This window comes from Bradyrhizobium genosp. P (genome assembly GCF_049949265.1).
GTDB lineage: Bacteria > Pseudomonadota > Alphaproteobacteria > Rhizobiales > Xanthobacteraceae > Bradyrhizobium.
This window is the reverse complement of record NZ_CP188195.1, coordinates 5,856,878-5,873,979: the sequence shown is the minus strand read 5'-3', so window position 1 is coordinate 5,873,979 and position 17,102 is coordinate 5,856,878. Positions and strand designations below refer to the sequence as shown.

Below are 17,102 nucleotides of genomic sequence, written 5' to 3'. Positions count from 1 at the left end.
TTGCGGGGCTCCTGCAGTTGAATAACCACGTACGGCGCTTGTTAGCGGGCGACTTTCCCGGCTTCGCTGATCTGCTGCACGGAGGTGTCAGGCACGTCCTCCAAGGCACATTTGCGCCAGTCGTCGGACGCGCAGTTTGTCGGCCAGCCGCCGCCGAGCGCCATGAACAGGGCCGCGGTGTCCGAGAGGCGCGTCGCCTGGGCCTGAACGCGGACGACCGCAGCCGTCAGATATACTTGCTGGGCGTTGAGCACGACCACCTGATTGACTTGCCCGAGAGCGAGCTGCTTCTGAATGATGTCGAGACTTGCCTTCGCGGCGAGCTCGGCCTTGACCGCAGCTTGCAAGGCACGTGCGTCGGCCTGCAAACTGCGTAAAGCGTCGGCGACGTTCTGTATCGCCGTGATGACAGCCTGCCGATAGAGTGCGTCGGCCTGGTCCACACCGGCCTCTGCGGCCTTTTGCTTGTGGTAAAGCGTCAGGCCATCGAAGAGCGGCTGGGTCATACTTGCCCCGATGACATAGAAGCTGGTGCCTGGCGTGAACAGCTCGGCCAGGCTGAAGGCAGCGGCTCCAGCATTTCCGGTAATCGTAACGTTGGGCAGTCGCGCCGCGATCGACACCCCGACCAGTGCGTTCGCCGAGTGCAGCAGCGCCTCCGCGGCCCTGACGTCCGGACGCTGGCGTATCATCTTGCTTGGCAGGCTCACCGGCAGATTTGCGGGTAGTGTCAGCCTGTTGAGCGTGAACTTTTGCAGGATTTCGTCCGCGGAGAACTGCCCGGCAAGCGAGGTGAGGAGGTCACGCTGAACGGCGAGCTGCTTTTCGAGCGGCGGCAGGAGCTGTTCGGACTGGGCCAGCGCGGCCTCCTGCCCCAGCACGTCGACCTGGGCGGCGCTGCCTGCATTGAACTGATTCTTCACGATCTCCAGAATACCGCGTTCAATCTTCACAACGCGCTGGATCGCAGCAATCTGACCGCGAAGTGATGCTTCCTGGATCGCCGCGGTGACGACGTTGGCAGTCAGCGTGAGATAGGCTGCTTCCAGCTGGAACAGTTGCTGCTCGGATATTGCGTCAAGACTTTCGACGGCGCGAACATTCTGGCCCCAAATATCCGGAACGAAACTGACGTTCAATTGCGCGGTATGGAGGGAAAATACCGACGGAAACTGTCCACCCGGGCCCGAACCCGAGGCACCGGAAATTTGCTGCTGGGAGGGCGCGTAGTCTGCGCCGATCTGCGGGAAGAAAAGCCCCCGCTGGGCCAACGCGTTGTATTGCGCGATTCTGATCGAGGCCTCGGCCGACTGCAGGGTAGGGTTGTGCTCGACCGACATCTTGATCAGCTCGTCGAGCGACGTGGACCGGAAGGCCGCCCACCAGCGCGTCGGGATGTCGGCGCCGTTGACGAAGCGCTGTCCCGCCACGCGCGGGCCGGTCGGATCGGAACCATGCGGCTGCAACTTCTCCGGCGTGTAGCCTGCGACATCGGGGGCGGGCGGCGATGAGAAATTGGGGCCGACGGCGCAGCTTGCGAGCATCAGCGCGCCGACGCCGGTGGCCAGCCCGCGCATCGCGGCGGCGGCCGCATGGTGAGAGAATTTTGCGCTGAAGGCGTGCATTTGCGGGGCGCCTCTCAATGCGCTGTTTCTGATGGCGCCGTGGCGGGCGCCTCTTCGGGAGAGGCGGCAGGCTCGCGCGACAGGAATATCTTGCGCAGCGCCGGTGCGACAATCAATAGCAGCAGCGGTCCGATGAACATGCCGCCGACCACGACGGTGGCAAGCGGCCGCTGCACCTGACTGCCGATACCGTGCGACAGCGCGGCCGGGAACAGGCCAACACCGGCGGACAATGCCGTCATCAACATCGGACGCATGCGCTGCTCGGCGCCGTTGAATACCGCCTCCGCGATGCTGAGGCCCGAGGCCCGCAGCTCGCGGAAATAGGTGATGTTCAGGATGCCGTCCATCACCGCGACGCCGAACAGCGAGATGAAGCCGATCGCGGCCGAGATCGAGAAATCGAGCCCGGCGAGGTACAGCGCGATCAGGCCGCCGCCGACGGCGAAGGGAATGCCGGCCAGCGCCAGCAGACTGTCGCGCAGCGAATTGAACAGGCTGTAGAGCAGCACGAAGATCAACAGCAGCGTTACCGGCACGACGATCATCAGTCGCGCCTTGGCGGATTCGAGATTGTCGAACTCGCCTGACCAGATCATCCGGTAGCCGGTGGGCAATGGCACCGCCTCGGCGATCTTCGCCTGCGCTTCCGTCACCGTGCTGCCGAGATCGCGGCCGCGCACGCTGAACTTGATCGGGATGTAGCGCTGGCTGCGCTCGCGATAGATGAACGACGCGCCGGTATCGAGCGAGATGTCGGCGAGCTCGCTCAACGGAATGTAGGCGTTGGCGCCCGATGGCGTCGAATAGGCGACCTTGATGTCGCGCACGGTGTCGATGCTCTGGCGGAACTTCGGATCGAGCCGAACCACCACGCCGAACTGCCGGTCGGCCTCCAGCACCGTCGTCGCGCTGGTGCCGCCAAGCGCCGCCTGCACCACGGTGGTGACGTCGCCGGTGTTGAGGCCGTAACGCGCGGCCTTCTCCCGGTTGACGCGGATGTTGAGGTTGGGCTGCCCGACCACGTGGAAGGTGCCAAGGTCGGCGACGCCGCGAATCTTGGCCATCTCCAGCGAAACCTTGGTCGCGAGCTGCTCGAGCACGTCGAGATTGGGGCCGATGATCTTGATCGAGTTCGCGCCCTTGACGCCGGACAACGCCTCCTCGACATTGTCCTGAATATACTGCGAGAAATTGAAGGTGACGCCGGGCATTTCGTCGTCGAATTCCTTCTGCAGTTCCTCGGTGAGTTTTTCCTTGGTCAGGCCCGGCGGCCATTCGTCGAACGGCTTGATCGGCGCGAACAGCTCGACATTCGAAAATGGCGAGGCGTCGCTGCCATTGTCGGGACGGCCGTGCTGCGACACTACCGTGATGATCTCGGGGTGACGCAACAGGATCTCGCGCATCTTCCGGGTCGACTCGGTGCCGGCGTCGAGCGACATGGTCGGCGGCATCGAGGCGCGGATCCAGAAATTGCCTTCCTCGAGCGCGGGAAGGAACTCGCTGCCGAGCCGGCTCGCCGCCAGCGTGCTGATGCCAAGGAAGACGATGCCGGCCAGCACCGCGATCTTCACGTGCCCCAGCGACCAGCGCAGCACCGGGGTGTAGGACCGGCGCAGCGCGCGCACGATGATGGTTTCAGTTTCCTCGATGTGCTTCGGCAGCAGCAACGATGCCAGCACCGGCGTCACCGTGAAGGTCGCCAGCAGCGCGCCGGCGAGCGCATAGCCATAGGTTCGCGCCATCGGTCCGAAGATCTGGCCTTCGACGCCCTGCATGGTGAACAGCGGTACGAAGGCGGTGACCGTAATAGCGGCAGTGAAGAACACCGCCTTGTCGACCTGCAATGCGCTGACGAAAATCATGCGCAGCCGTTCGGTCCAGCCCGGCGCGGCCTGGCCATTCGCGGTCCCGGTCGGATCGCTTCCCCAATAACCGGCAGCAAGCTGTTGCAGTACGCGCAGTCGGTTCTCGGGCGCGGATTGGAAGTTGCGGAAGATGTTCTCCATCATGATGACGGCGGAATCGACGATGATGCCGAAATCGACCGCGCCGAGCGACAGCAAATTGGCGTCCTCGCCCTGCAGCACCAGGATGATGATGGCGAAGAACAGCGCGAACGGGATGTTGGCGCTGACGATCAGCGCGCTGCGCAGATCGCCCAGGAAGACCCATTGGATCACGAACACCAGAACGCAGCCGAACACCAGATTGTGCAGCACCGTATGGGTGGTCACGCTGACCAGCGAGGTGCGATCGTAATAGGGGACGATCTTGACACCGGCAGGAAGGGTGCCGTCGCTGTTCATCTTCGCGACCTCCTCCTCGACCTTGGGGACGATGTCGTTGGTGTGCTGCGTTCGTCCCATGACCACGATCGCCGCGGCCACGTCGTCATCCTTGTCCTTTCCGGCGATGCCGAGCCGCGGCACATAGCCGACCGAGACCTTGGCGACGTCCTTGATCTGGATCGGCAATCCGTTCGACTGGGTCAGGACTATGTTCTCGATGTCCTGGACCTTGTAGCCCTTGGTGACGTCGTCTTCGCCGCCGGAATTGATCAGGCCGATGCCGCGGATGTTGACGGATTGCTGGCCGATCGCAATCTCGCGACCGCCGACATTGACGTTGGCGTTGCCGAGCGCGCTGATCAGTTGCGGCACGGTGATGTTGTAGGCCTCGAGTTTGTCGAGGTCGGCGTCGACGTTGAATTGTTTGGTGGTGCCGCCCCAGGAGTTGATCTGCACCACGCCCGGTATCGTCATCAGCCGGCGGGTGACGACGTAGTCCTGCAACGTCCTGAGATTGGTCAGACCGAAATTCGGCGGACCGACGAGCTGGTAGCGGTAGATCTCACCGACCAGGCTCGACTGCTGGATTTGCGGGACTTGATTGCCGGGCAGCTGGACGTTCTGGGTGAGGCTGTTGGTCGCCTGCGTGAGCCCGAAATAATAGTCGACGCCGTATTTGAAGGTGACCCGCACGAAGGATAGGCCGTAGAACGAGGTCGAGCGGATGTTGATGACGCCGGGCGTCGGGTAAAGGCCGACTTCCATCGGGATCGTGTAGTATTTCTCCATCTCCTCGGCGGAGAGGCCGGCGGCCTGCGCCGTGATCTCGAGGATCACGGGCGCCGGATTCGGATAAGCCTCGATGTTCAGCTTGCTGAACGCAGCGAAGCCGGCGGCGCAAAACACGGCGAGTCCGAGCACGATGACGGCGCTTCGGGTCAGACCGAACTGAAGGATGCTCTTGATCAATGGACTGCACTTGGTCTTGAACGGTGAAGGGCACGGCTAGTGTCGCAAGCCGTGTTTATCCCGAGGCGGCGTTGGCGAATTTGTTGCTGAGGAAGATCGCGCCGGTGGAGGCGACCTTATCACCAGGGTTAAGGCCATCGAGGATCTGGCGCCAGCCGTCCTGCTCCATTCCGATCTTCACCGAGCGCCGGTTGAACCGGCGGCTATCGGTCGTGACCCACACCGTCATCGTTCCGTCGCCCTCGCGCACGATGGCGTCGGTCGGGACACTGACCGACGTCTTCGGCGGCTGGGTTTCGATGGTGAAACTCGCCAGCATGCCGGCACGCAGCTTGTGCTGGGGATCATCGATCACCGAACGCACCAGCAGCCGATGCGAATTCGGGTCGATGTTGAGTCCGAGTGTCGTCACCCGTCCGCGAAACACCTCGTTCGGATAGGCGGGCACCTGCACCTCGACCGGTTGGCCGATCTTGTAGGAGGGCGCGTCAGTCTCGATCACGTTGGCAATCATCCACATTGTCGAGATGTCCGCGAGTGAGTAGGGCGCCGGCGCGTTGCCGGGTTGCACGAAGAGACCCGGCGCGGCGTTGCGCGCGATGATCCGGCCCGAGATCGTGCTGGGGACGATCAGGATGGAATCGACCTTGCGGTCGGCGACGATGCGATCAATGTCGACGTCGGTCTTGCCGAAGATCCGGACGGCGTCGCGCGCGGCCTTGAAGTTGCCTTCGGCGGTCTGCTGATCCGAGGTGGACTGATCGACGTCCTTCTGCGCGCCGCCGCCGGTCTTGAGCAGCTGCTTGACGCGGGCTAGGGTCCTAGTCTGCAACTCGAGCACGCCGGCCGCGGCGAGCAGCGCCGACTCCGCGTTCAGCAGGTCGGGGCTGTCGATGGTGAACAGCGGGTCGCCCTTCTTCACCTCGTCGCCGATATTGAAGAACGTGTCGACGATCTTGCCCGGATTCGGGGTAAAGGCCTGCACCAGCATGTTCTGGTTGAAGTCGATCGAGCCGACCGCATTCTTCAGCGTTCTGAAGGACCGCTGCTCTGCGGCCAAGACTTTCATGGTGGCAGCCTGCTTGTCGGTCAGCTCGACATATTGCTCTTCGAGGTTGACGTCCTGAATCGTCTTGGTCTCGGTCGCCTTGGCGCTCTCGAGGCCATCGCTGCGCGTCAGCAGCCATGCACCTGCAAGGATCGCAGCCAGCACCGGGATCGCCACGTAACCTGTATATTTCATTCGAAACGACATCGCCTGCCCGATTCGCCGAGATCTGGAGAGGCCGCGCGAGGACCGGGAGACCTTGCCGCATCGTGCGGTGAGGACATCGGTCTCAGTGAGGCCGGGCACGTGTTATCAGGACCAGCTTACGCCAACCTTACATTGCCTTGTACAACGGCGCGGGCGCGAACGAATTTCGGTTGCGGCACGGGCGCTTTCATCTATTTTTTGTGGGTGCGGCGGAGCTGGGCATAACAAAAACATAGCGTGCGCTGGGCGTACGATACGATCTGCCGAAATGCGCGTCGTTTGCTCCGCGCGATGCCCAAATGCGATCTATCGGCGAATTTTCACGTCGCTGGCCTATGGCACTCAAGTGTGCGAACAGGGGCCGGCTCCGCCGGTGACAGGACTGTTACGATGCGCCTTCTGATCGTCGAGGATAACGTCGAATTGTCGCGCCTCATCGCGAACGGATTGATGGCGGCGGGATACACCGCCGATGTCGTGCACAGCGTTGCCGAGGCCCGCGACGCGCTAAGCAGCGTCGGCTACGCTGCCATGATCCTCGATCTCGGTCTGCCCGACGGCGACGGCCTGTCGGTGCTGTCGGAGCTCCGCCGCAAGATGGACCCGTTGCCCGTGATGGTGCTGACCGCACGCAACGGACTGCGGGATCGGGTCAGCGGCCTGCGCAGCGGTGCCGACGACTATCTGGCAAAGCCGTTCGCGCTGGAAGAACTCGTGGCGCGGCTGGAGGCGATCCTGCGCCGTCCCGGCCAGTTGCTAGGCTCCTCGCTCAACCTCGCCAATCTGGTCTACGATACCGAAAGCCGTCAGGTCTTCATCGACGGCATGCCGCGGGTCTTTTCCGCCCGCGAGACGTCGGTGCTGGAGATCCTGCTGCGGCGGCAGGGGCGGGTGGTGCCGAAGAAGAACGTCGAGGACCACATTTTCGGGCTGGCAGGCGAAGTCGCCTCGAATGCTGTCGAGGTTTACGTGTCGCGGCTGCGTAAACTGCTCGCCGAGCACAATGCCAAGATCATGATCCATACCATCCGCGGCGTTGGCTACCTGATGGCCGAGGAGAAATGATCAGATCTGGATCAGAACTAATTATGCTTGTCTGATCGGGACGCCTTGACGACGATTTGCGCGATGACCGACACGGTTCCGGCAATCGCCGCAACGCCGGCCTCCCGCGACTGGGTGGCAAGATCCACGATCGCATTCGGCTCTCCATTCCATGCAAAGAGGCCAAGAGCCAGCGCAACTTGCAACGCAAGCACGCTCGCGATGCATGCGGAAATGAAGGCGATCCAGCGAGCGGCGTTGATGCTCATAGGCGTGCAACGGACGATGTTGAACGGGTTTCCTGTGGTCCTACGCAGATAAGAATGGCGCCAACGAATTCCCACGAGGCGGGCATTGCTGCTCTGCTCGAACGGACCGAAACCGAGCAACAACGTTGCTGTGAGCCGGTCTGTCCATGCGCAAGCCCGCAGGATCGTACGACGAGAACCTGACGACCAGCTTACAAGCCATGCTTGCGAGCCGGAATTCGATGGAACGAGTGCGCGATGTTGGTATACAACGCGATTGGATAGGAGAAATAGCGTGTTCCGCTTCAAGTCGCTGACGTCGCGGATCGTGTTCCTGCATATCGTCGCGGTCGCGGTCGCTGCGGTGTTCCTGCCGCTAATCCTGCTATGGCTGCTGAATTCGGAGATCAACCAGTTGCATCGCGATGCGATGCGCGACCAGGCCGGTGTGCTCGGCGAGAGCCTTTCGGTCGGTCCCGACGGCAAGGTGGTTCTGAACCTTCCCGAGAGTCTGAAGGGCCTCTATTCCGACGCCTATGGCCGCTATCGGTACGACGTCTTCGATGCCGACGGCCATGTGCTATTTTCGTCGCACCGTGACGGGCCTCGGAAGCAGGCCGTATCCGGCACGATTTCCGGCTCAAGCGTCACCGAAGACGTCGGCGGCCAGACGGTGCGCATCCATGTCGCCGAAGACCTGTCGCATCGCGACGTCATCATCGACGACATCGTCAGCAATTTCTTCCGGCGGGTCGGGTGGATCACGATCCCGATCCTGCTGATCCTGCTCGCCGCCGACATCGTGATCTTCCGTCGCGCCGTGATTCCGCTGCTGCAGGCCTCCGAGGAGGCCAGGAATATCGGACCGGAACGGACCGGCATCCGGCTGCCGACGGAGCGGATTCCGAGCGAGATCCTGCCGTTGGTGACGGCGGTCAACCAGGCCTTCGACCGGCTCGAGGAGGGCTTTCACGTGCAGCGCCAGTTCACGGCCGACGCGGCGCATCAACTGCGCACGCCGCTGACGATCCTGCGAACGCGGATCGAGACGCTGGAGGCGGGCAAGGGCACCAAGGAGCTCCATGCCGACATCGAGAGCATGGGCCGCATCGTCAACCAGCTGCTCGAGATCGCCGAGCTCGACACGCTGGTGCTCGATCCCGGCGAGACCGCGGATCTGCGCGCGGTCTGCGCCGAGGTGGTCGGCTCGATCGCGCCCTATGCGTTGGCCCAGCAGAAGGACATCGCGCTACGCGGCGCCGACGGCCCCGTGCAGGTCAAGGGCAATGCGGAAATGCTGCAGCGGGCGATCTTCAATCTGGCGGAGAATGCCATCAAGTACACCGCGGACGATACCTCCGTCGACGTCGAGGTGCGCGACGACGGCTCGGTGCGGGTGCGCGACTGCGGGCCGGGCATTTCGCCGGGCGAGCAGGGCCTGATCTTCCAGCGTTTCTGGCGCGGCGACCGCCGCCGCACCGACGGCGCCGGCCTCGGACTTTCGATCGTGCAGGGCGTGGTGGACGACCACGCCGCGACGATCGCGGTGGAGAATCTGCCGGAGGGCGGCGCGCAATTCACGCTCAGCTTCCACCTCGCAGAAGCGGAGACGGCTGCGGTTTCGTGAAGGAGAGCCGCGGCGCGCGGACGAAGGCGTGGATTCATAAATGGCCGGACGGGGAGCGCTGCCGAGAGCACAGCAGATCGGGTGTGCTCAACCCGAGGTCTTCGGATTTAGACCCAACTGAGACATTCGACCTAGCCCGATAGCCATCGGCATGGTTTGATGTCGGGGAATTTCCTGGAAAGGGAGCCAGTTGGTCAACGAGCAGGTCCAACGGAGACTGGCGGCCATTCTGGCCGCTGATGTCGTCGGCTTTTCGTCGCAGATGGAACGCGACGAGGAGGGCACCTATGCCCGTGTTGGGCGGTTGCGGCGCGAGCTGATAGAGCCTCGTCTGTCCGAACACCAGGGACGGTTGATCAAGACCACCGGCGACGGCTTCCTGGTTGAATTTGCCAGCCCAATCGCGGCTCTACGGTGCGCAATCGCCATCCAGAGCGATCTGAGCAATGATCCGGGTCCGCTCAGGATTCGCATCGGTCTCAACCTCGGCGATGTGATCGTGGAAGATAGCGGCGACGTCTATGGCGAAGGCGTCAACATAGCCGCGCGGCTCGAGGCTCTCTGTGATCCCGGAGGAATACTGATATCGGGGAAAATCCACAGCGAAGTCGACGGCAAGATCAAGGCGGCTTTCGAGGATCGCGGCGAGCAGCAAGTCAAGAATATCGCACGACCCATTCGCATCTACGCAGTACGGCCGGGTGAGATGACGAAGATTTCGGCGGCGGCAGTTTCTTCCGGCGAAGCCAAAAAGCCGTTGCAACTCCCCGACAAGCCCTCGATCGCCGTGCTGCCGTTCCAGAATATGAGCGGCGATCCCGAGCAGGAATATTTCGCCGACGGCATGGTGGAGGACATCATCACCGCGCTGTCGCGATTCAAGTCCTTGTTCGTGATCGCTCGCAATTCGAGCTTCACTTACAAGGGCAAGTCGGTCGACATCAGGCAAGTCGGTCGCGAACTCGGCGTACGCTACGTGCTTGAGGGAAGCGTCAGAAAATCGGGCAATCGCGTTCGCATCACCGGGCAACTGATCGAGGCTGCGACGGACAGGCATTTATGGGCGGACAAATTCGACGGTGCGCTCGAGGACGTGTTCGACCTGCAAGATCGGGTTACCAGCAGCGTCGTGGGTTTGATTGCTCCGAAACTCGAGCAAGCCGAGATCGAGCGGGCAAGGCAGAAACCGACCGACAACCTCGATAGCTACGATCACTTCCTGCGGGGCATGGCGCTCACGACCAAGGGTAGCTTTGCCGAGGCCCGCGCGCTTTTCAGCAAGGCCTATGAACAGGATCCCGAATACGGACCCGCTTACGCGATGGCTGCGTCGACCTTGATGTTCGAACAAGGGATCAGCGGCCTGCCTTTGACTGCCGAAAGGCGCGCTGAAGCCATTCGGATGGCGAATATGGCCTCGAGGGTGGGAAACGATGACGCCTTTACATTGGCCAGATCGGGTCATGTGCTGACCTATCTTGGCCGCGAATATGACCGCGGTGCGTCCATGGTCGAGGAGGCCGTCGCACTCAATCCGAATCTCGCGGTCGCCTGGTATAGTCGCGGATGGGTCACCATGATGTGCGGTGAGGCGGACAGCTCGATCGAGAGCTTCGACCGGATGATCCGGCTAAGTCCACTTGACCCATTGCGTGTATCTGCCTGGAACGGAAGTTCGTTCGCATTCTTCAGCCTTCGTCGATACGAAGACGGTTGCCTGTCCGCGACGAAATCGATCCAGGTCGTCGTGAGCGCTCATACGCTCGTCGCCTACATCGTGAACGCGATTGCTGCCGGATGGCCGACGGAGGCCCAACAGGCGGCCGCGCGGCTGCTGAAGTTGCAGCCCGACTTTCGAGCGGCCGACGCGGGCGAGGCGTTTCCCGCCCGCTCATTGGAGATGCGCAATCAAATGATCGCGGCCCTTCGGGAAGCGGGCGTGCCGGGCTGATTGTCCCGCCGGTGATGACGTCCTAAGTTGGCCTGGAACCGACATCCTGCGGTACGCCAGCGCGCAAGATGACCCGAACTGCGGGACGGAGCGTGGCGCGGCCGAGAACCCGCCCGAGGGTGGCGCGCAGTTCACCGTAAGCTTCCACCTTGCCAAGGCGGAGCCGGATCGCGGCCTCGTGGGAGGTCAGCTTTCAGGGTGGACCCGATTTGGACGCGACGTCTATCCGGTGAACATCCAGAGCTGCTCGCTGGCCATGTAACCCGCCAGCAGCAGGACACCAAATGCGACGATGAGCGCTGCGGCGCCGACCTCGATCGTGCGCATCGCGAACATGCCGAGCCCCGCGCGCGTTCCGGCGATGCGACTTGCGAAGTTGCGTGCGCTGACCGCCAGCGTGGCGATTGCCGCGACCGTCACGGCCGTGCCCAATCCCATGATCAGCGTTGCGCCCACCCCGGTCCAGAGCAGGTCCTGGGCGAGCGCGAAGATCAGGACGATGATTGCGCCGGAGCAGGGCCTCAAACCCACTGCGACGACCGCGGTGAGCCCCCGACGCCAGCCGCCGGCGCCGGCGAGCGCGGCCGGCTCGGGTCCATGGGCGTGGCCCCAGGCCGATTCATGGTGCTCATAAACGTCATGGCAATGAAAGCTGTGCGCGTGCGCGGTGCAGCCATCGACATGGCATTGCCCGCCGCGCATGGCCATCGCACCGAGCCGCCGCTCCGGCAGCTGAAGGCCTTTCGCGCGCAAGGTCGCGACAGCTGGAACCGTTGCGAAAGCGAGCCTTGGTGCTTCGCGCCAACTGAGCTCGCTGCCGGCGATCAGGAGGCCGCGGCCTTTGACAAAGAGAAGCCGCAAGCCGATCAGGATGACCAGAGCATAGCTCAAAATCTCGACCAGATGGACGGTCAGTCCGATCGCCTTGGCTGTTGCGCCAAGCAGCACGGCCGCGATGGCCACGATGATGATGGCCACGACCGCCTGGATGCCCGCGGATGCAAACGACAAGACGACGCCACGGCGCCAGGTTTCTTCGTTGGCGACGAGATAGGACGAGATCACGGCCTTGCCGTGCCCGGGACCTACGGCATGGAAGATGCCGTAGACAAACGAGACGCCGAACAGCTCCCACATCGCAGCCCCGTTCTCCTTGGAGGCGCGGATGAAGCCCGACAGCGAACGATAGAAGGCGGCCTGTTCGGCAAAGATCCAGCCCATCAGCCCCGATGAGGACGTTGTTATCGCATGAGGCGCGCCGAACGGCCCGGCCCATGCCGACACGATACCGCTCGCGCAACCAATCAGGATCACCGCCAGCGCAGTCAGGGAAACCTTGCGCAATATCGTCATGGGCACTTCACCTGGATCTTGTTGGCGAACATCTCTCCGTAAGTGCTGGAAGCATCAAGCGGCACGATGTCTAGCTCGCTGAGCTTCGACTGCTCGGATGCGGTCGGCTGGTGGGGAAGATCATAGGTCGCCACACATTGCGGCGCGCCGCTCAAGGAAACCGGCTTGTCCTTGGCGAATTCGAAATCCACGAAGATCGTGGGATCATAGACCTCGATCTGCATGGCCTTGGCCGAGGCGGCTGTTTTCAGAGGCAAGGTGAAGTGCAGGGTGAGGGTGGCGTCCTTGTATTCGAGCCAATAGTCGACCGGACCGGCGAATTTGAGCTTCTTGCCGTCGCCGCGGGCATAGGTGAAGTAGGCGTACTCTTTCAGGGAATCCACGTTGGTCTGGGCGAGCGAGGCCAGTTCCTCCCGCGTATACTGTCCCTTTTTGGCGTGATGGATGCCCTGAAGCGCATAGGCGGAGAACATGTCGTCGAAGGTCCAGGCGTGACGGACGCCCGTCATGGTGCCGTCGGCGGCGTAGAGCACTTCGCTATGGAACGTGACCCAGACATGGGGATGCGCCTCCGCGCGCTGGACGGACACAGCCAGCAGGAGCATTGCGCAGAAGTAGCACCAAATGTGTTTTGGCATGACCATTTGCCGGATCAATGGAAACCGGAGTAAACGCCCGCAAGAGGCAGGCGCAGCGATTTCGGATGCGCTAGAACCGAAGAGGCCTGCGCTGAACCGGCGGCATCTGGTCCTGGCCGGCGATCAGCAATGAGCAGACGACGTCGTGGACATCCTCGCGATGTCCTGCGGCGCGCGGGACATCGATAGCAGGTGTCAACCGGCAGGGGGTGCGCGGGACAGGAATGCCGCACGGCGCGGCTGAAATACGATATCCGAAACGGAGGTGGGCGAACGATCGAGGCTACCCCATTCGGGCAAAGGTGGCCTTGCCGATGCATCCGGTATCGACGAATTCCCCAGCAGGAAGCTCGAGAAGCAGATCGTGCAATGGTCTTCGTCATCGGCCAGCCCCGATGGATTCCGCTCGACGGTCTGCCATTGCGAGCGAGCGTGCTCCACTCTCGCGACATCCGGGGAAACACCGGCGGAGACGCCGAGATCGACGCCGAGATCATGCTTGTGGACGTGAGCAAACGACAGCGCGAGCTGCAGCATCAGCGCCGCCAGCGCGAGACAGGCTCCGCATCGCCGGGCGAAGGCCCGTGACACCATCATCCTTGCGCTTGCCAGAGCCGTCTCCCTTCTGACGTCCGGACGCTCGAAACCATCGCCATCGGCCGAACGCGTGCAATGGACGCGGAGAATATGGCGATCGAGGGGCTAAGAGCGCCGCGTCATGCGCCGGATGTGTCTTTTCGGTGGAACAGCCCGGTCCCGTCCGGCTGCGTCAGCCTTGCGGTTTGCTCACCGGGCGCTCATCGATCGCGTCGCTCGGTGGAAAGATGCTGTCATATATCGCCCGGGCTTCGCGAACCAGGCGAATCCGCTCGCGTTCGGATTTCGAAACAAATCCCACGATCTTGCCCATCTGCGCTCCCTCAGGCGCAACAGGCTTCGAAGCCTTGCCGCAGCTCCTCTTTCGGCAAGTCACGTCCGATGAAAACAAGCCGCGTCTGGCGTGGCTCCTGATCCTTCCAGGGACGCTGACTTCCGCCTTCAACGAGCATGTGGACGCTCTGAACCACGAACTGCCGGTCGTCGTCCTCGATCGAGGCGATGCCCTTCATGCGCAGGATGTCCGTCCCGTAGCGTTGGGTCACATCTTGAATCCATGACACAAACCTGTTGGGCTTCAGCGGTCGATCCGCGACCAGGGACAGGCTGCCGATGCTGTCGTCGTGCTCGTGCGCGTGTTCTTCGGTGAGAAATCCCGGTTCGACGTCGAGAATCCGCTCGAGATTGAAGGCGTCTCGCGCCAGTACCTGGGCGAGATCGATGCCGCAGCGCTCCGTTCTGTGAATCTTCGCATACGGGTTAATGCTTTTGATGCGACGCTCGACTGTTGCCAAGCCGCCAGCATCGACAAGATCGACCTTGTTAAGGAGAACGACATCGGCGAACGCGAGTTGTTCCTGCGCTTCCGGGGCCCGGTCGATCTGTTCGAGCAGATGTCTGGCATCCGCGACGGTGACGATGGCGTCGAGCTTCGTCTTGCGGCGGACGTCTTCGTCGACAAAAAAGGTTTGCGCCACCGGGGCGGGATCGGCGAGCCCGGTCGTCTCGATGACAATGCCGTCGAAAGCTCGGCTGCGCCGCATCAGGCCCGCGATGATGCGAATGAGGTCGCCCCGAACCGTGCAGCAGATGCAGCCGTTGTTCATCTCGAAAATCTCCTCGTCCGCGTCGACGATGAGATCGTTGTCGATACCGATCTCTCCGAATTCGTTCACGATCACGGCAAACCGCTTGCCATGTGTCTCGGTGAGAATGCGGTTCAGCAACGTCGTCTTGCCGGAGCCGAGATAGCCGGTCAGGACCGTAACGGGAATCCGGGGTGCAGCATCGGACATGGTGTTGTTTCCTCTTCGCGCTTCGCGGGTAGAAGACGCCTTGGCAACGTGATGCAAAGTGATGTCGGCGAACTCGTTGCCACTCGCATTGCAATGTTATAACATTACATATATTTCGTGGCGATGCAAAGGCAAGAAATGGATCAACGCACGTCAGATGCGGGAATGGCCCCTCATTCGCCGCGCGGTATCTCCCTGTCGAAGCAGAAGGTCTGGTTTCTGCGGCTTCGGCTGCTGATTTTGGCAGGCCTTATGGCGGCGCCGGCGATCTTGCCCGCTTCCGCGCAGCAAGTAACGACGAAGCTGAAGGTGGTGGCGACATTCTCGATCCTCGGCGACTTCGCCAGGAACGTCGGTGGTGATCGGGTCGACGTGACCACCCTCGTCGGTGCCAACGGTGACGTCCACGTCTACATGCCGACGCCCGCCGATGCGGAGGCGATCAGGAATGCCGGACTGGTAATCGTCAATGGCCTGGGCCTGGAGGGTTGGCTACCGCGGCTCATCAAATCATCCGGCAGCAACGCGACCACCGTCGTCGCAACGCACGGCATCGTGCCGCGTACGGTTACGGCAGGCGATATCCTGAATCGTGATCGCGGCGCAGGGTCATTGGATCCGCACGCCTGGCAGTCCATTGCGAACGCCGAGATCTATGTTGCCAATATCCGGGACGCCATGGGAGCCGCCGACCCCGCCAACGCTGCGATATACCGAGCCGGCGCGTCGGCCTATCTGGCCAGACTGGAAACGCTCGATCGCGAGGTTCGCGAGACGGTCGCGCGGATTCCGGCCGAGCGGCGCAAGGTTATTTCAACCCACGACGCCTTTGGCTATTTCGCCGCCGCTTACGACATCACCTTCCTGGCGCCCCAGGGCGTTTCGACCGAAACCGAGCCGAGCGCGCGGGATATCGCAAGCATCATCGCGCAAATCCAGAAAGAGAAGATCCCTGCGGTTTTCCTGGAGAACGTCAGCGACCCCAGGCTGATGCGCCAAATTGCCTCCGAGACTGGTGCCGCGATCGGTGGAACGCTGTATTCGGATAGTCTGACCAACGAGAAAGGCGATGCTCCCAGCTACATCGACATGGTCAGGCATAACGTCAGGACGATTGCGAGCGCCCTTGCGGAGTAGCGTGCCTTTCAGATCGCATGACCCGGCGCTGGGCTAGGCGTCAATAGGAGAATTGATCCGTGCGGTTGAGACCCTCCCTCCTGACTATCGCCAACCTTTTCATCATGGTCATCGCCGTCATGGCGTCGACGTTTTCTCTTGCCGCGGAGCAGCCATCGGACGTTCCGGCTTGGCTGCGGCCTCATGTCGGCGAAGGCGAAGGTCAAATCGCGCAACCGGTCTTGCGGAAGGCGCGCGCGCTTTACCTGAAAAAAGTCAGCGAAGGCGCTGTCAAAAATCCATGCTACTTCGCCATGGACGCCACGCGTCCCAACGATGCAAGCGAAGGCAAATTAGGGGGCCGGTTTTACGTTATCTGCGAGTCCGACCGCACGTTTCGTGCGATTTCGGCGGGTCACGGCGGCGGTCGCAATCTGAAAGGTATCGCGGATTTCGCAAACGGAAGACGGTGTGCGAAGAACTTCAGCAATGCGATGGATTCGGAATTGACGGCCGGCGGAGCCTACGTGACAGGCGAGACGAAAACGTCTTTCAAAGGCTATTATCGCGTCTCAACGAAACAAGACTCGGTTTTGATACGCTCCTTCGTTCAGTTTGACGGCGAAGGCGAGACCGCAAACGCGAGGCAGCGCGAGATCGGCGGACATCCTGCTGAATTACTGCGGAGCGTCTGTCTTCGAAAGGATCCGCGCAGTCCGTACGCAAACCACGACGGTTACGTTCCGTTCGGGACGCTGGTGAGTTACGCCGGCGGCCGCAGCAACGGCTGTACCAGTTGGTCGCCGTCGGACGCCGGGCAGATCATCGCGCTCGCGAAGGACAATCCTACGACGCTCTACATCTATCCTGACGCCGCCGACGTCGACGCCGTCGCGCGAGCGGCGGCCGCGGGCCGGCCGCTGTCGGCCGCGGGATTATATTGGAATGCTTCCTGCCTGAAGGAAATACGCGCTCCGAAATTTTGGCCAAAGGGAAACCTCGAACCGATCCTCGCCGAGTACAAGAAAGATCATCCGGCACCGATGCAAGGATCAACGCCGATTTGCAAGCGGTGATGAAGTCGACCTGC

At 62.1% G+C, this 17,102-nt stretch carries 14 protein-coding genes; 6 read left to right on the top strand and 8 right to left on the bottom strand.

The features are described from left to right. Positions 1 to 41: 41 nt before the first annotated feature. The 3 genes from ACP2YO_RS28495 to ACP2YO_RS28485 are packed head-to-tail and all read right to left on the bottom strand — an operon-like array spanning position 42 to position 6,131. Positions 42 to 1,625, bottom strand: a complete 1,584-nt coding sequence (locus tag ACP2YO_RS28495) for an efflux transporter outer membrane subunit (protein WP_426434471.1) — start codon at positions 1,623 to 1,625, stop codon at positions 42 to 44. Positions 1,626 to 1,639: 14 nt separating this feature from the next. After that, the gene (locus tag ACP2YO_RS28490) at positions 1,640 to 4,888 is read right to left on the bottom strand and encodes an efflux RND transporter permease subunit (RefSeq protein ID WP_426434470.1); all 3,249 of its coding nucleotides are present in this window, start codon (positions 4,886 to 4,888) and stop codon (positions 1,640 to 1,642) included. A 55-nt stretch (positions 4,889 to 4,943) separates the two neighbouring features. Further along, positions 4,944 to 6,131, bottom strand: a complete 1,188-nt coding sequence (locus ACP2YO_RS28485) for an efflux RND transporter periplasmic adaptor subunit (protein WP_426434469.1) — start codon at positions 6,129 to 6,131, stop codon at positions 4,944 to 4,946. Between the two features lie 402 nt (positions 6,132 to 6,533). Here ACP2YO_RS28485 and ACP2YO_RS28480 point away from each other — a divergent pair, with 402 nt between their 5' ends. Further along, positions 6,534 to 7,208, top strand: a complete 675-nt coding sequence (locus ACP2YO_RS28480; protein ID WP_426434468.1) for a response regulator transcription factor — start codon at positions 6,534 to 6,536, stop codon at positions 7,206 to 7,208. A gap of 17 nt (positions 7,209 to 7,225) precedes the next feature. Here the strand turns inward: ACP2YO_RS28480 and ACP2YO_RS28475 are convergent, their stop codons facing one another. Next, positions 7,226 to 7,456 carry a hypothetical protein gene (locus tag ACP2YO_RS28475; protein WP_426434467.1) on the bottom strand — a complete coding sequence of 77 codons (231 nt, stop codon included), beginning with the start codon at positions 7,454 to 7,456 and terminating at the stop codon, positions 7,226 to 7,228. A 274-nt stretch (positions 7,457 to 7,730) separates the two neighbouring features. Here ACP2YO_RS28475 and ACP2YO_RS28470 point away from each other — a divergent pair, with 274 nt between their 5' ends. Both ACP2YO_RS28470 and ACP2YO_RS28465 read left to right on the top strand, forming a co-directional pair. Then, on the top strand, positions 7,731 to 9,062 hold the full coding sequence (locus tag ACP2YO_RS28470; protein WP_426434466.1) for a sensor histidine kinase: 1,332 nt from the start codon (positions 7,731 to 7,733) through the stop codon (positions 9,060 to 9,062). A 190-nt stretch (positions 9,063 to 9,252) separates the two neighbouring features. Further along, positions 9,253 to 11,013: an adenylate/guanylate cyclase domain-containing protein gene (locus ACP2YO_RS28465; protein WP_426434465.1), complete on the top strand. Its 1,761-nt coding sequence runs from the start codon at positions 9,253 to 9,255 to the stop codon at positions 11,011 to 11,013. Positions 11,014 to 11,235: 222 nt separating this feature from the next. Here ACP2YO_RS28465 and ACP2YO_RS28460 read toward each other — a convergent pair whose 3' ends face one another. Together ACP2YO_RS28460 and ACP2YO_RS28455 are read right to left on the bottom strand one after the other, a co-directional pair. Continuing rightward, complete coding sequence (locus ACP2YO_RS28460) at positions 11,236 to 12,366, bottom strand: nickel/cobalt transporter (RefSeq protein ID WP_426434464.1); 1,131 nt, start codon at positions 12,364 to 12,366, stop codon at positions 11,236 to 11,238. Then, a complete protein-coding gene (locus ACP2YO_RS28455) occupies positions 12,363 to 13,004 on the bottom strand; it encodes a DUF1007 family protein (protein WP_426434463.1) in 642 nt (213 codons plus the stop codon). Before ACP2YO_RS28455 ends, ACP2YO_RS28460 begins: the two co-directional genes overlap by 4 nt. Before the next feature lie 369 nt (positions 13,005 to 13,373). Between ACP2YO_RS28455 and ACP2YO_RS28450 the strand changes: the two genes are divergently transcribed. Beyond that, positions 13,374 to 13,592, top strand: a complete 219-nt coding sequence (locus ACP2YO_RS28450; RefSeq protein ID WP_426434462.1) for a hypothetical protein — start codon at positions 13,374 to 13,376, stop codon at positions 13,590 to 13,592. Positions 13,593 to 13,773: 181 nt separating this feature from the next. Here ACP2YO_RS28450 and ACP2YO_RS28445 read toward each other — a convergent pair whose 3' ends face one another. Both ACP2YO_RS28445 and ACP2YO_RS28440 read right to left on the bottom strand, forming a co-directional pair. Continuing rightward, a complete protein-coding gene (locus ACP2YO_RS28445; protein ID WP_426434461.1) occupies positions 13,774 to 13,914 on the bottom strand; it encodes a hypothetical protein in 141 nt (46 codons plus the stop codon). 10 nt (positions 13,915 to 13,924) lie between these two features. Continuing rightward, positions 13,925 to 14,896: a CobW family GTP-binding protein gene (locus ACP2YO_RS28440; protein ID WP_426434460.1), complete on the bottom strand. Its 972-nt coding sequence runs from the start codon at positions 14,894 to 14,896 to the stop codon at positions 13,925 to 13,927. Positions 14,897 to 15,148: 252 nt separating this feature from the next. Between ACP2YO_RS28440 and ACP2YO_RS28435 the strand changes: the two genes are divergently transcribed. Then, positions 15,149 to 16,033, top strand: a complete 885-nt coding sequence (locus tag ACP2YO_RS28435) for a metal ABC transporter substrate-binding protein (RefSeq protein ID WP_426443333.1) — start codon at positions 15,149 to 15,151, stop codon at positions 16,031 to 16,033. 59 nt (positions 16,034 to 16,092) lie between these two features. Then, positions 16,093 to 17,088, top strand: coding sequence for a hypothetical protein (locus ACP2YO_RS28430; protein WP_426434459.1), 996 nt, complete (start codon positions 16,093 to 16,095; stop codon positions 17,086 to 17,088). Positions 17,089 to 17,102: the final 14 nt, after the last annotated feature.